11 protein-coding genes are annotated in these 13,670 nt (G+C 71.2%); 5 read left to right on the forward strand and 6 right to left on the reverse strand.

The genetic code is table 11. The annotated features are described in order from the left end of the window. Positions 1 to 51 precede the first annotated feature (51 nt). The 4 genes from ACQBAS_RS07360 to ACQBAS_RS07375 form a co-directional block, all read right to left on the reverse strand. Positions 52 to 3,051, reverse strand: a complete 3,000-nt coding sequence (locus ACQBAS_RS07360) for a bifunctional [glutamine synthetase] adenylyltransferase/[glutamine synthetase]-adenylyl-L-tyrosine phosphorylase (protein ID WP_427383161.1) — start codon at positions 3,049 to 3,051, stop codon at positions 52 to 54. Further along, positions 3,048 to 4,385, reverse strand: a complete 1,338-nt coding sequence (gene glnA, locus ACQBAS_RS07365) for a type I glutamate--ammonia ligase (protein ID WP_427383162.1) — start codon at positions 4,383 to 4,385, stop codon at positions 3,048 to 3,050. The genes ACQBAS_RS07360 and glnA overlap by 4 nt, the downstream gene beginning before the upstream one ends. A gap of 100 nt (positions 4,386 to 4,485) precedes the next feature. Beyond that, positions 4,486 to 6,030: a phytoene desaturase family protein gene (locus ACQBAS_RS07370; RefSeq protein ID WP_427383163.1), complete on the reverse strand. Its 1,545-nt coding sequence runs from the start codon at positions 6,028 to 6,030 to the stop codon at positions 4,486 to 4,488. 111 nt (positions 6,031 to 6,141) lie between these two features. Further along, positions 6,142 to 8,433 carry an immune inhibitor A domain-containing protein gene (locus ACQBAS_RS07375; protein WP_427383164.1) on the reverse strand — a complete coding sequence of 764 codons (2,292 nt, stop codon included), beginning with the start codon at positions 8,431 to 8,433 and terminating at the stop codon, positions 6,142 to 6,144. Positions 8,434 to 8,587: 154 nt separating this feature from the next. On the opposite strand from ACQBAS_RS07375, the gene panB reads away from it, so the two are divergent. Further along, entirely contained in the window at positions 8,588 to 9,451 is an 864-nt protein-coding gene (gene panB / locus ACQBAS_RS07380) for a 3-methyl-2-oxobutanoate hydroxymethyltransferase (RefSeq protein ID WP_427383165.1), read from the forward strand. 49 nt (positions 9,452 to 9,500) lie between these two features. Next, a complete protein-coding gene (locus tag ACQBAS_RS07385) occupies positions 9,501 to 10,139 on the forward strand; it encodes a class I SAM-dependent methyltransferase (RefSeq protein ID WP_427383166.1) in 639 nt (212 codons plus the stop codon). Positions 10,140 to 10,158: 19 nt separating this feature from the next. Here the strand turns inward: ACQBAS_RS07385 and ACQBAS_RS07390 are convergent, their stop codons facing one another. Continuing rightward, positions 10,159 to 10,350, reverse strand: a complete 192-nt coding sequence (locus tag ACQBAS_RS07390; protein WP_427383167.1) for a methionine aminopeptidase — start codon at positions 10,348 to 10,350, stop codon at positions 10,159 to 10,161. 59 nt (positions 10,351 to 10,409) lie between these two features. On the opposite strand from ACQBAS_RS07390, the gene map reads away from it, so the two are divergent. Continuing rightward, positions 10,410 to 11,273 carry a type I methionyl aminopeptidase gene (gene map / locus ACQBAS_RS07395; RefSeq protein ID WP_427383168.1) on the forward strand — a complete coding sequence of 288 codons (864 nt, stop codon included), beginning with the start codon at positions 10,410 to 10,412 and terminating at the stop codon, positions 11,271 to 11,273. Between the two features lie 41 nt (positions 11,274 to 11,314). Then, positions 11,315 to 12,079 (forward strand): polyphosphate--glucose phosphotransferase, encoded by a 765-nt coding sequence (gene ppgK, locus ACQBAS_RS07400; protein WP_427383169.1) that lies wholly within the window; start codon positions 11,315 to 11,317, stop codon positions 12,077 to 12,079. A gap of 18 nt (positions 12,080 to 12,097) precedes the next feature. Here the strand turns inward: ppgK and ACQBAS_RS07405 are convergent, their stop codons facing one another. Continuing rightward, a complete protein-coding gene (locus ACQBAS_RS07405; protein ID WP_427383170.1) occupies positions 12,098 to 12,283 on the reverse strand; it encodes a hypothetical protein in 186 nt (61 codons plus the stop codon). Positions 12,284 to 12,367: 84 nt separating this feature from the next. Between ACQBAS_RS07405 and ACQBAS_RS07410 the strand changes: the two genes are divergently transcribed. After that, complete coding sequence (locus ACQBAS_RS07410; RefSeq protein WP_427383171.1) at positions 12,368 to 13,654, forward strand: APC family permease; 1,287 nt, start codon at positions 12,368 to 12,370, stop codon at positions 13,652 to 13,654. The last annotated feature ends 16 nt before the right edge of the window (positions 13,655 to 13,670 follow it).

Consider the following 13,670-nt stretch of genomic DNA (forward strand, 5'->3'; position numbering starts at 1 on the left):
AGGACTCCCCGCGGGCGGCCCGACCGCATCTCAGCGGCTGGCCGCCGCCGCTCAGATCGCGCCGTAGAAGCGTTCGTCCACGACGGCCCGGGCGTGCCGGGCCGCGCGCCGATAGGACTCCTGGAGCTCCTGCCCGGAGGCCGGGGGCAGCCCGATGATGCGACCGACACCGTCCGCCTCGCGCAGGTTGCTCGGGACGGAGTCGACGGGGCGACCGCGGTAGAGCAAACCCGCGTTGCGGGTGCGCGAGGCCAACTCCCACGCCGTGCGCAGGACGTCTCCCTCGGCCGGCGTGAGATGACCGGCCTCGACGGCCGCGGCGAGGGCCGGCAGCGTCGCCGGGGTCCGCAGGGCCGGCTCCGCGTGGGCGTGCTCCAACTGGATCAACTGGACCGTCCACTCGATGTCGGACAGCCCGCCCATGCCGAGCTTGAAGTGGGTCCGGCGGTCGGCGCCGCGCGGCAGCCGCTCGGCCTCCATGCGCGCCTTGAGCCGACGGATCTCCCGCACCTGCTCGCGCGTGAGGCCGTCGGCCGGCCAGCGGATCGGGTCGATCAGCGCGACGAAGTCGTCGGCAAGGACCCGGTCGCCGGCGATCGGCGTGGCCCGCACGAGGGACTGCGCCTCCCACGTCTGTGACCACCGCTCGTAGTAGCTGCGGTAGGAGGAGAGCGACCGCACGAGCGGGCCGGCCTTGCCCTCGGGGCGCAGGTCGGCGTCGAGGCCCAGCGGCGGGTCGCTGCCGGGCAGGCCGAGCAGCCGGCGCATCTCGCCGATGACGGCCGCGGCATCCCGTTGTGCCGCGTCCTCCGCGACGCCCCCACGGGGGCGGTGGACGAAGAGGACGTCCGCGTCCGAGGAGTAGCTGATCTCGCCGCCGCCGAGTCGCCCCATCCCGACGACGAGCAGGTCGGCACCGATCTCGCGGCCGAGGTCCGCCTCGATCTTGCGGGCCGCGACGATGAGCCCGACCTCGATCGTGGCCGCGCTGATGTCGGTCAGCGCCCGGCCGACGCCGTCGAGGTCGATCTCGCGGAAGAGGTCGGCGACGGCCACCCGGAAGAGCTCGGTGCGGCGGATGGCCCGGGCCGCGGACATGGCGGCCTCGGCATCGTCCTTGCGCCCCGCCGCCGCCTGCATCCGTCGGAGGATGTCCTGCCGCGAGCGGGGCACGAGACCGGTGGCGTCGCCGAGCATGGCGACGGCCTCGGGCGCCGACAGCAGGAGTTCGGCGACGAACCGGCTGCGTCCGAGCGAGTGGGCCAACCGCTCGGCGGCCGAACCCTCGTCGCGCAGGAGGCGCAGGTACCAGTGGGTCGTGCCGAGGTGTTCGCTGACCTTGCGGAAGGCGAGCAGTCCGGCGTCCGGGTCGGCCTCGTCGGCGAACCACGACAGCATCACCGGCAGCAGCTGCCGCTGGATCGAGGCTCGCCTGGAGACTCCCGAGGTCAGCGCCTCGAGGTGGCGGATCGCACCCGCAGGGTCGCGGAAGCCGAGCGCCGCGAGCCGGTCGCGTGCGGCATCGCTCGACAGCCGCGCCTCCGAGGGGCTGAGCCGGGCGACGTGTGCCAGCAGGGGCCGATAGAACAGCCGCTCGTGCAGCCGGCGCACCTCGCGGGCCACCGAGCGCCACTGCTGACCGACGTCCTGGATCGGGTCCTGACGGTGCCCCATGCTGCGACCGAGCCGGCGAAGGTCGGCCGGGGCCGTGGGCAGGAGGTGCGTGCGCCGCAGTCGGAACAGCTGGATGCGGTGTTCGAGCGCGCGCAGCAGCCGGTAGGCGTGATCGAGGACGGCGGCGTCCTCACGTCCGACGTAGCCGCCTTCGGCGAGTTGCGCCAGACCCTCGAGGGTCGAACGCGACCGGATCGACGGGTCGTGCCGCCCGTGCACGAGCTGGAGCAGCTGGACGCTGAACTCGACGTCACGCAGGCCACCGCGACCGAGCTTGATCTGCCGGGCCTGTTCGCCGGCCGGCACGTTGTCCTCGACCCGGCGGCGCATGGCCTGCACGTCCTCGACGAAGTTGTCGCGGGACGACGCCTGCCAGACGAAGGGGTTGACGGCCTCGACGTACGCGTCACCGAGGTCGCGATCGCCGGCCATCGGTCGCGCCTTGAGCAGGGCCTGGAACTCCCACGTCTTGGCCCACCGCTCGTAGTACGCCTTGTGGCTGGCGACCGTGCGGACGAGTGGCCCGTTCTTGCCCTCGGGGCGCAGTGCCGCGTCCACCGGCCACAACGACCCGTAGGCGGTGGCGCGCGCGCAGGCCGACATCATGGCGGTCGCGATCTTGCGTCCCGCCTCGAGCGCCTGGGCCTCGTCGGCGCCGCCGGCCGGCTCCGCGACGAAGATGACGTCGACGTCGCTGATGTAGTTGAGTTCCCGGCCGCCGGACTTGCCCATGCCGATGACGGCGAAACGGCATCGGTCCGCCTCCTCGCCGACCTCGGCGCGCGCGATGTCCGTCGCTGCTTCGAGCGCGGCCTCCGCGAGATCGGCCAGGGCCGCGGCCGCCTCGGGCAGGTGTGCCAGCTGATCCTCGGCGGTGAGGTCGAGGGCCGCGATCCCCAGGAGCTCACGTCGATAGGCCACCCGCAGTGCGTCCTCGGGGGCAAGATCGCCCGGCTCCGCGACAGCCGCTCTCACGGTGTCGATCCGCTCCTGCGGCGTGCGGGGCACGGCGCCGACGACGTCGCGCCAGTGGGCTGGCTGACTCACGAGGTGGTCGCCGAGGGCCGTGGACGCTCCGAGCACGGCCAGCAGGCGCCGGCGCGGCTCGTCGTCCGTGCCCGTCAGGGCCGCTGCCAGGTCGGCGACGTCACCGGGGAGGTCGTCCCGGATGCGCTCGGCGAGCCGCACGAGCGCCAGCAGCGCCTGGTCCGGGTCCGCGACGTCGTCGAGGGCCTCGACGAGCGGGCCCGCCGTCGGGTCGTCGCCGCCCATCCCCGCGAGCGCGTCGTCGGCGAGGATGCTGGCGGCCCGCACGGGATCGCTGAACCCGTGCCGGGCCAGGCGTCCGGCGGCGGACGTCGCGCGCGGCGTGCTCACAGGAGGGGCAGGAGCCGCTCGAGCTCGAAGGGGGTGACCTGGTGGCGGTAGGCCTCCCACTCGGCGCGCTTGTTGCGGAGGAAGAAGTCGAAGACGCTCTCGCCGAGGGTCTCCGCGACGAGCTCGCTCGCCTCCATCTCCTCGATCGCCTCGTGGAGGCTGCCGGGAAGCGGGCGGATGCCCATGGCGCGGCGCTCACGCGGGGTGAGGCTCCAGACGTCGTCCTCGGTCTCCGGAGGCAGCTCGTAGCCCTCCTCGATCCCCTTCAGGCCGGCCGCCAGCATGACGGCGAAGGCGAGGTAGGGGTTGCACGCCGCGTCGAGGCTGCGCAGCTCGACGCGCGAGCTCTGCCCCTTGCTCGGCTTGTACATCGGCACCCGCACGAGGGCGGAGCGGTTGTTGTGGCCCCAGGTGAGGTGAGCCGGCACCTCTCCCCCGCCCCAGAGCCGCTTGTACGAGTTGACCCACTGGTTCGTGACGGCGGTGAACTCCGGCGCGTGCGTGAGGAGGCCGGCGATGAACTGCCGCCCGGTCTTCGACAGTTGGTATGGCGCGCCGGCCTCGTAGAAGGCGTTGGTGTCGCCCTCGAAGAGGGACATGTGCGTGTGCATGCCCGAGCCCGGGTGCTCGGCCCACACCTTGGGCATGAAGGTCGCGTAGACGCCCTGCTCGAGCGCGACCTCCTTGATGACGGTGCGGAAGGTCATGATGTTGTCCGCCGTCGAGAGGGCGTCGGCGTAGCGCAGGTCGATCTCGTTCTGACCGGGACCGCCCTCGTGGTGACTGAACTCGACCGAGATGCCGACGGACTCGAGCATCGTGATGGCCGCGCGACGGAAGTCGTGGGCGGTCCCCTTCGGCACGTGGTCGAAGTAGCCGCCCTGGTCGACCGGAACGGGGTTGGCACCCTGGGCGCTGGCCTTCTCCAGCAGGAAGAACTCGATCTCCGGGTGCGTGTAGAAGCTGAAGCCCATGTCGGCGGCCTTGGCCAGCGTCCGCTGGAGGACGTGGCGCGGGCTCGCCATGCTCGGCGTCCCGTCGGGCAGGGCGATGTCGCAGAACATGCGGGCGGTGCCGGGGTTCTCCCCCCGCCACGGCAAGGTCTGGAAGGTCGACGGGTCCGGCTTCGCCAGCATGTCCGCCTCGTAGACGCGGGCGAAGCCCTCGATGGCGGAGCCGTCGAAACCGATGCCCTCGGCAAAGGCGCTCTCGAGCTCCGCGGGGGCGATGGCCACCGACTTCAGCGTGCCGAGCACGTCGGTGAACCACAGCCGCACGAAGCGGATGTCGCGTTCCTCGATGGTGCGGAGCACGAATTCCTGCTGACGATCCATGGGGCCATCATGCACTGTGGCCCGGCCCGGCGTGTGCCCCGCCCGAGGTCCGTCCGTACGCTGGTCGGCGAGGCCCTCGTCCGGGTGGACGAGGACGGGGTCAGTCGCGCAGCACCCGCGCCGCGGCGTTGTGACCGGGGATGCCCGAGACGCCCCCACCGCGCCGCGCGCCGGCGCCCGCGACGAGGACACGAGGGTGCGGCGTCTCGACGCCCCAGCCGCCCACCTCGGCCGCCTCCTCGGCCCACGGCCACTGGAGCGACCGGTGGAAGATGTTGCCACCGGGCAGACCGATCGCGGCCTCGAGATCGAGGGGTGTGCTCACCTCGAGGCAGGGGCGGCCGTGCTCGTCGCGGAGCAGCAGATCCGACAGTGGCTCCGCGAGCACCGAGTCGAGGGAGGCCAGGGTCGCCGTCAGCGCTGCCGCCCGGGCGCTCTCCGGGTCGGCGCGGAAGAGCCGCGCCGGCATGTGCAATCCGAAGAGGGTGAGCGTGTGCGCGCCCGACGCCGCGAGTGCCGGGCTGAGGATCGAGGGGTCCGACAGGGAGTGGCAGTAGATCTCACAGGGCACCACCGCCGGAATCCGCCCGGCCGCGGCGTCCGCGTGGGCCCGGCGCAACTGGCCGTAGCCCTCGTTGACGTGGAAGGTGCCGGCAAAGGCCGCCGCCGGATCGGCGCCGGCGTCGCGCAGCCGCGGCAGCCGGCGCAGCACCATGTTGACCTTGAGTTGGGCGCCCTCGGGCGCCTCCTCGGTCGGGATCGGCGCGGCCCCCGCCGCACCGAGCAGGTGGTTCGTCACGGCCGGGGCGCAGGCGGCGTGGACGACGTCCCCACGGGCGCGGCCCCCTTCCCACTCCACCGTCCCGTCGGGATCGATGGCGGTGACCCGCGTCGCGGGGCGGATCTCGGCCCCGGCCGCGGCGGCCGCGCGGGCGAGCGCCCCGGAGACCGCTCCCATGCCGCCCACCGGTACGTCCCAGTCACCCGTGCCGCCACCGATGAGGTGATAGAGGAAGCAGATGTTCTGTCGCAGTGACGGGTCGTCCAGGTCGGCGAACGTCCCGATGAGCGCGTCGGTGGCGATGATGCCGCGCACGGTGTCGTCGGCGGCGACGCGCTCTATCAACTGCCCGAGGGGTTCCCGCGTCACCCCGCGCCAGACGTCGTCATCGCCCACCAGCGCGGTGATCTCGTCATACGAACGCAGCGGCTCGAGCACCGTCGCGAAGACGCGCTCCGCGATCCGCGACATCCGTTCCCCGAAGCGGCGCCAGCCCTCGTGGTCCGCGTCGTCCCCGGTGACCGCCCGCAGGCTCGCCGCCGTGGCAGCCTCGTCCTCGCCGTCGACGAGCACGGACCGGGCGGGGTCCGCGGGCACGGGAGTGAAGGAGGAATAGCGCCGCCGAATGAGGCGGAGGTCGAGGTCGAGGTCGGTCATGACCTGCCGCGGCAGGAGCGAGACGAGGTAGGAGTACCGCGAGAGGTTGGCGTCGACCCCCGGGAAGGGTCGCGCCGAGATCGATGCCCCACCGAGGCGGTCGGCGGCCTCGAGGACGAGCACCGAGCGACCGGCCCGCGCGAGATAGGCGGCGGCGGTCAGCCCGTTGTGACCGGCCCCGACCACGATGTCGTCATAGCGCTCCATGGCGTCAGGGTAGGCCCGGACCGCTCCCGCGTCGCGACGACGGCGCCCCGACCCACCGAGGTGGATCGGGACGCCGTGGTCACTCCCGGAAGGGCGCATGGCGCCCGGCGATCACCAGGTGATCGAGAGTCCGAGACCCGTCTTCGTCTGACGCGTGACCTTCACCTTGACGCCGGAGCCCGCGACCTTGGTGCTGGCCCACGGGTTGTCCGCGGTCCAGTACTTGTTCGGGTAGGCGTCGTCGAAGGTCGGCTTGCCCGGACGCGAGGGGACGGTCGTCGGCACGCCGTTCTTGTGGAACGTCACCTCGTCCGTCTTCTCGAGACCGAAGGTCGCGTCGAAGGGCTGACGACGGTTGCCCAGTCGCGTGCCGTCCTGGAACATGACCGGCGCCGGGTTGGCGTCGACCGGCAGCACGAGTCCGCCGCCCGGGTGCACCGACGTGTTGTTGTCGCCGTAGGCACCGTCCGCGTACCAGACGAGCATGCCGTTCTGGTACGGGAAGCGCTCGACCCAGTCGGGGCGGGTGTTGCCGAAGCCGAAGTTGTACGGCCCCGTCTTGAGCGTCGTGTCGTAGCCGGAGTAGATCCGGTTCTCGACGAGGTAGTAGTGGCTCGCCTGGACCGAGGTCGATCCACCCATGCGGGTGAAGCCGTCGGCGGTCCAGCCGTTGTCACCGGACTCGACGTCGTCGCTGAGGACGGTGGCGCCGTCCTTCGTCAGGGTGATGTCGTCGATGAACGCGCCGTCGTAGTGGAGTCCACCGTCGGTGGCGTAACGCCAACGCACGTCGATCTGCTGACCGGCGTAGGCGCTGAGGTCCCACGACTTCTGGGTCCAGTCGGACTGACCGTCGATGGCGTCGATCGGCGTCCACGTGCTGCCGCCGTCGGTCGAGACCTCCGTGTAGAGGTAGTCGTAGTCGACCTCGATGTCGTACTGGACGAAGGCGGACAGCGACGCGCTGGACGCGCCGGTCAGGTCGACCGGGCGGCTCAACGTGTTCTGCAGGTTGTCCGCCGCGCCGCTCCACCACTCGTAGCTGCCCGAGTGCGGGGTGTTGTAGTCGGTCGTGACCGTCTTGTCGGGCAGGTTGACGATGGCCGCCTGGGCCTTCTTGGCGTCGTCGAGGTCGGCCGGGCCGAGGTTGACCGTGCGGTTCTGCCCCGCCTCGACGACCTCGTAGTCGAGCCAGCCGAGCTGGAGCTTCTCCCACGGGCCCATGTAGCCGGGCGTCGTGCCGATGGCGTCGCCACCGTCGTTGAGCCACGAGCCACCGGACATCAGCGTCCAGAAGCCGGTGGTGTTGTCACCGCCCGCGGTGTCGTAGAGGTCCGGCAGGCCGAGGTCGTGACCGAACTCGTGCGCGAAGACACCGAGGCCACCGTTCTCCGGCTCCGTCGTGTAGTCACCGATCCAGATGCCGGAGTCGCCGAGCGGGACACCGCCGGCCTTGTTCTGCGCCGGGCCGCTCGTGCCGATCTGGTTGCTGTAGGCGTACCACCGGTGGGACCAGATGGCGTCCTCGCCCTCGGCGCCGCCGCCGGCCTCCTCGCCCTCACCGGCGTGGACGGCCTGGAAGTGGTCGATGTAACCGTCGGACTCGGCGAAGTCGCCGTCACCGTCGAAGTCGTAGCGGTCGACCTTGTCGAACTGCTTGAGGTACTCGGCGACCTCTGCGGCGCTCTTGCCCTGCGCGAGCTGGTCGTCGTACCAGGCCTTGGCCGTGTCCCGGATGAAGGGCCACGCGCCCTGCGCGTCGGAGATCTTGTTGCTGCCGTAGCGCGCCTCGTTGAAGGGGACCTTCACCCAGTCACTGACGTCACCCTTGGCGAGGAAGCGGCCGTTGGACTGCTTCTCGTAGAAGTCCTGGAAGGACTCCCCGTCGCCGAACATCAGGTCCTGGTAGTGCGTCCGGTCGAAGTCGTCGACCCAGTAGGTGCTGTTGTTGTCCGTGGCGCTGCCGTCCCAGTTGCGGTCCGGCTCGGGGATCTGGTTGTGCAGCGGACCGGGCGTGCCGCCCGTCGTGGCGTTGGTCTGCTCACCGAACTCGGAGAGGACCGTGAAGATGTCCTCCTCGCGCTCGACGGGGTAGGAGACGTAACGCGCCTCCGTGGCCGCCTTGCCCTTGGCCGCCTTCGTACCGGCGAGCTTGATGACGCGCTGGCCACCGCGGATCTCGGTCGTCGCCTCGCCGGTGACGAGCTTCTCGATGGCCTCCTGGCGCAGCTGCGCGTAGGCATCACCGAGCGGGTTGGGCAGGTTGTCCGACTTGGCGGACGAGCCGACCTTGTCCTGCGGGGTGGGTGTGACCGGCGCGGCCTGGGCGCCGGCGGGAGCCAGAGACAGCACGAGCGCGGCGATAGCCGCGCCCGAGAGCCCTGCAACCTGTGACTTCTTCACGAGTGGACCTCCATGGAAACGGACGGCGCGGATGGGCGCCTCGGGGAGGAGATCACACGTCTGGACAGTTCGGGCATATTGCCAAGCGTTCTTGACCATTGCATGGCACTTTCGTGACCGGCTCGTGACCGATGGCCACCCGTAGGATCGCCGCATGAGCGATGCCACCCCCGCCCCCGAGTCCGTCGCGCCCTACGGCGGTGGCGCACCGGCCGAACCCCGTCGCGTCCGGATCCCCCACCTCCAGGCGATGAAGGAGCGCGGGGAACGCTGGGCCATGCTCACGGCCTACGACCAGTACTCCGCCGACATCTTCGACGGCGCCGGCATCCCCGTGCTGCTCGTCGGCGACTCCGCCGGCAACAACGTCTACGGCTTCGAGACCACGGTCCCGGTCACCGTCGACCACCTCATCCCGCTGACCCGCGCCGTGGCCGGGGCCGCCCGCAGCGCGCTCGTCGTCGCCGACCTCCCCTTCGGGTCGTACCAGGCATCCCCGGAGCAGGCACTCGCCACCGCGACGCGCTTCATGAAGGAATCCCTGGCGCACGCGGTCAAGCTCGAAGGGGGCCGGGCCGTGACCCCGCAGGTCGAGCTGCTCACGCGCAGCGGGATCCCCGTCATGGGCCACGTCGGCTTCACCCCGCAGAGCGAGCACACGCTGGGCGGCTACCGGGTGCAGGGCCGCGGCGACGGGGCTGACGCCCTCGTCGAGGATGCCCTCGCCCTCCAGGAGGCGGGAGCCTTCGCCGTCGTGCTCGAGATGGTGCCCGCGCCGGTCGCCGCCCGGGTCACCGAGGTGCTGTCCATCCCCACGATCGGGATCGGGGCGGGTGCCCAGTGCGACGCCCAGGTCCTCGTCTGGCAGGACATGGCGGGACTGCGGGGCGGGCGCCACCCGCGCTTCGTCAAGCAGTACGCGGACCTGCGCGGAACCCTGGAGACCGCGGCCCGGGCGTACGCCGCGGACGTCGCGGCTGGCACCTTCCCGGGGCCGGAGCATTCCTTCGAGGAGTGACCTCGCGGAGGCGCTGTCCAGGGCGCCGGGGCGGAACTACGCTGACGTCGTGAGCGAGGAACCCGAGATCCGCACCCGCTGGTCGGACATGTCCGGCGGGATCGACGCAGCTCAGGCCTACCAGCGGCGATTCGACGATCTGGCCGCCTCGGGCGCCGACGTCCACGGCGAGGCCCGCCTCGTCGCCGCCCTGCAGCCCGCGCCGGCACGGATCCTCGACGCGGGATGTGGCACCGGTCGAGTGGCCACCCAGTTGACGACGCTCGGCTACACCTGCGTCGGGGTCGATGCCGACCGCCACATGATCGAGGTGGCGAGCGAGCGCGACCCGGCGACCCTCTTCGTCCGCGGGGACCTCTCGACGCTGGCCCTCCGCACGCAGGCCTTCGACCTCGCACTCATGGCGGGCAACGTCGTGCCCCTGCTCGCGCCCGGGACGCTGCCCGCGACCCTGGCCCGGATCGCCGCCCACCTCCAACCGCTGGGCCTGCTGGTGGCCGGTTTCGGGTTGGACGCCGAGCACCTTCCCGGCGGCTGCCCCGTCACGACGCTGGCCGACTACGAGCGCGCGGCAGCCGCGGCCGACCTGGCCCTCGTCGCGCACTGGTCCACGTGGGACCGGGCGCCACGCCCGCAGAACTCAGCGGACGAGGGCGGCTACGTGGTGGCCGTCCACCGCAAGCAGTGACCCGGTGGTGGGCTCGGGATCACTCCTCGGGCTCGGTGTCGCCCTCCCAGGCGCGGTCCTCGTCATCCCACTGCTCGGTCTTCTCCGCGGCGGTCGCGATGGCGTTGCGCGCGTCGGCCTCGGACTCGTAGGGGCCCATGAGGTTCTCGGAGGGACCCTTGTTGTCGTCGGTCTCGACCTGACCGGTGTTGATGTTGAACCAGAAACCCATGTCGTTGCTCCTACTCGCCGATGTTCGTGCGGCCGTGTTGCCTGCCTAGACTCCACCGTATGCCGACCCTGAACGCAACCGTCGAACCCGGGGCGGTCTCCGACCGCCGGTCGGTGCCGGCGACCATCGCCCGTCCGGAGTACGTCGACCGGCCCGCCCCCACGCCCTACACGGGGTCACACGTGCAGACCGCGGAGACCATCGAGAAGATGCGGGTCGCCTCCCGTCTCGCCGCTCAGGCCATGGAAGCCGCCGCGGCGATCATCGCCCCGGGCGTGACGACGGACGAGATCGACCGGGTCGGCCACGAGTTCCTCCTCGACCACCACGCCTACCCGTCGACGCTCGGCTACCGCGGGTTCCCGAAGTCACTGTGCACGTCGGTCAACGAGGTCATCTGTCACGGCATCCCGGACGATCGCCCCCTGCAGGACGGCGACATCGTCAACATCGACATCACCGCCTACGTCGACGGCGTGCACGGGGACACGGACGCGACCTACCTCTGTGGGGACGTCGACGAGGAGTCGCGGCTGCTCGTCGAGCGCACCCACGAGGCGATGATGCGCGGGATCAAGGCGGCCGTGCCCGGGCGGCAGATCAACGTCATCGGGCGGGTCATCGAGAAGTACGCGGCTCGGTTCGGGTACGGCGTCGTCCGCGACTTCACCGGTCACGGGATCGGCGCCGCCTTCCACTCCGGCCTTGTCGTGCCGCACTACGATGCGGCACCGTCCTACGACACGGTCATCGAGCCCGGGATGACCTTCACCATCGAGCCCATGCTCAACCTCGGGACGGCGTCCTGGCGGATGTGGGACGACGGGTGGACCGTCGTGACGCAGGACCTGCGTCGTTCCGCTCAGTTCGAGCACACCATCCTGATCACCGACAGCGGCAACGAGATCCTCACCCTCCCCTGACGTCCGCGACGACGACGTCCGATCCGACAGAGAGACAGAGCATGAGCAAGAAGCACTCGACCAAGGACCTCGCCCTCGGCATCGACGTGGGTGGCACCGGCATCAAGGGTGCTCCGGTGGACCTGAAGAAGGGCAAGTTCGCGCAGGACCGTCTGCGGATCGACACCCCGAAGCGCGCGACGCCCCAGCAGGTCCAGGAGATCATCGGTCAGATCGCGAGTCACTTCGACCTCGGCAACGACATCCCGATCGGGATCACCGTGCCCGCCGTCGTGCTGCACGGCGTCGTCCACTCGGCCGCCAACATCGACGAGTCGTGGATCGGTTACGAGGCCGACAAGGAGTTCGCGAAGGCGCTCGGCCGTGACGTCGTCGTCATCAACGACGCCGACGCCGCCGGCGTGGCCGAGCTCGAGTACGGCGCGGCGGAGGACGAGCAGGGCCTCGTCATCCTCACGACCCTCGGCACCGGGATCGGGAGCGCACTCATCAACGACGGCGAGCTCGTGCCCAACACCGAGCTCGGCCACCTCGAGCTCGACGGGCACAACGCCGAGTCCCGCGCCGCCACCTCCGCCCGCGAGCGCGAGGAACTCTCGTGGGAGGAGTGGGCCGAGCGGTTGCAGCGCTACTACAGCCACCTCGAGCGGATCTTCTCCCCCGACCTCTTCGTCGTCGGCGGTGGCGTGTCGAAGAACGCGGACGATTTCCTGCCGCTCCTCGACCTCAAGACGCGGATCATCCCCGCCCAGTTGCGCAACAAGGCCGGCATCGTCGGCGCCGCCCACATGGCTGCCCGGGACTGAGCCGGCTCGCCCGCACGCTCAACGCTGGCGGGCGACGAGGAGCGCCTTCTTCGGCACCTTCCGGTCGACGACGTAACGCCGCGCATCGTCCCGCTCGGCGTAGCCCATCTTCGACAGACGCAGCAGCACGACCGGGCACGTCTTGCACCGGAGATCGTCCTTGCAGCACTTCTTCTTCGCGCTGACCTGCTTCGTCTTGGCCACGACATCAATATAGGTGAGCCTTACCTTCGCTGCCAGGTCGCATCCACGGCTCGAGGGCGGCCGGGCGCGCCCTAGGCTGAACCCATGCCTCTGAACGAGTCCGTGGGCGCGCCGACGCCGCGCGATGCGGCGCCGGCCATGCGCCGAGGGCTCGGCCTGACCGACGCGGTGGTCATTGGCCTCGGATCGATGCTGGGGGCCGGCGTCTTCGTCGCGTACTCCCCCGCCGCCGACGCCGCCAGCACCGCCCTCATCTGGTCGCTGTTGGTGGCGGGCGTGCTCGCCTGGTGCAACGCCCTCTCCTCCGCGCGGCTGGCGGCGCTCCACCCCGAGTCGGGCGGCACCTACGTCTACGGACGCGAACGGCTCGGCCCCTTCTGGGGACACCTGGCCGGATGGGCCTTCGTCGTCGGCAAGACGGCGAGCTGCGCGGCGATGGCCTTCACCGTCGGGTACCACCTGGCGCCGGACCACGCCCAGCTCGTGGCGATGGCGGCGGTGCTCGCGCTCACGGCGCTCAACCTGCGCGGTGTGCGCAAGGGTGCCCTCCTGACCCGTGTGCTCGTCGCGATCGTCCTCGCAGGCCTGCTCGGCTTCGTCGTCCTGATGCTGGTCGCGCCGCCCGCCCACGTGGCCGACGACGGGGTCGCCCCCGGGATCGGCTCGGCTCTGGGGGTCCTCGAGGGTGCGGGCTACTTCTTCTTCGCCTTCGCCGGCTACGCACGAATCGCCACCCTCGGTGAGGAGGTTCGTGATCCCGCCAGGACCATCCCCCGCGCCATCCCGCTGGCCCTCGGAGTCGTGCTGACCATCTACCTGCTCGTGGGTGCCGTCCTGCTCGGCACCGTCGGGGCAGGCTGGCTCGCCGGCCACCCGTCGCCCATCGCCGACGCGGCGGAGATCTCCGGGGCGCCCTGGGCCGGAGGCGTGCTGCGTGTCGTCGCCGGGCTCGCGGCACTCGGTGCCCTGCTCGGTCTCATCCTCGGCGTCTCGCGCACGATCCTCGCCATGGCCCGCGACGGCCACCTGCCGCGGGGACTGTCGGCGATCCACCCGGTCCACGCCGTCCCGCACCGCGCCGAACTCCTCGTGGGTGCGGTCGTCATCGCCGTGATCATGGTCGCCGACCTCCGTGGGGCCATCGGCTTCTCGTCCTTCTGTGTGCTGACCTACTACGCCATCGCGAACGCGAGCGCGTGGACACTGGCCGACTCGGTCCGCTCACGGCTCGTGCCCGCCGTGGGGTTCGTCGGCTGCGTCCTCGTGGCCGCGGTGCTCCCCCTCGGCACGGTCGTGGGCGGACTGCTCGTCCTGGCCCTCGGGGCCCTCGCCTACGCCGGCCGTGAGGCGGCCCGCCGCGTCGAACACTGAGGCACCCCGCGCTCCC

Origin of the sequence: Janibacter zhaoxuefangae (assembly GCF_050271985.1) — a bacterium.
Lineage (GTDB): Bacteria > Actinomycetota > Actinomycetes > Actinomycetales > Dermatophilaceae.

Coding starts and splice junctions, on each gene's coding strand:
- glnA (WP_427383162.1), bottom strand. CDS start 4,385: ATGGATCGTCAGCAGGAATTCGTGCTCCGCACCATCGAGGAACGCGAC.
- ppgK (WP_427383169.1), top strand. CDS start 11,315: ATGAGCAAGAAGCACTCGACCAAGGACCTCGCCCTCGGCATCGACGTG.
- map (WP_427383168.1), top strand. CDS start 10,410: ATGCCGACCCTGAACGCAACCGTCGAACCCGGGGCGGTCTCCGACCGC.
- panB (WP_427383165.1), top strand. CDS start 8,588: ATGAGCGATGCCACCCCCGCCCCCGAGTCCGTCGCGCCCTACGGCGGT.
- ACQBAS_RS07410 (WP_427383171.1), top strand. CDS start 12,368: ATGCCTCTGAACGAGTCCGTGGGCGCGCCGACGCCGCGCGATGCGGCG.
- ACQBAS_RS07390 (WP_427383167.1), bottom strand. CDS start 10,350: ATGGGTTTCTGGTTCAACATCAACACCGGTCAGGTCGAGACCGACGAC.
- ACQBAS_RS07370 (WP_427383163.1), bottom strand. CDS start 6,030: ATGGAGCGCTATGACGACATCGTGGTCGGGGCCGGTCACAACGGGCTG.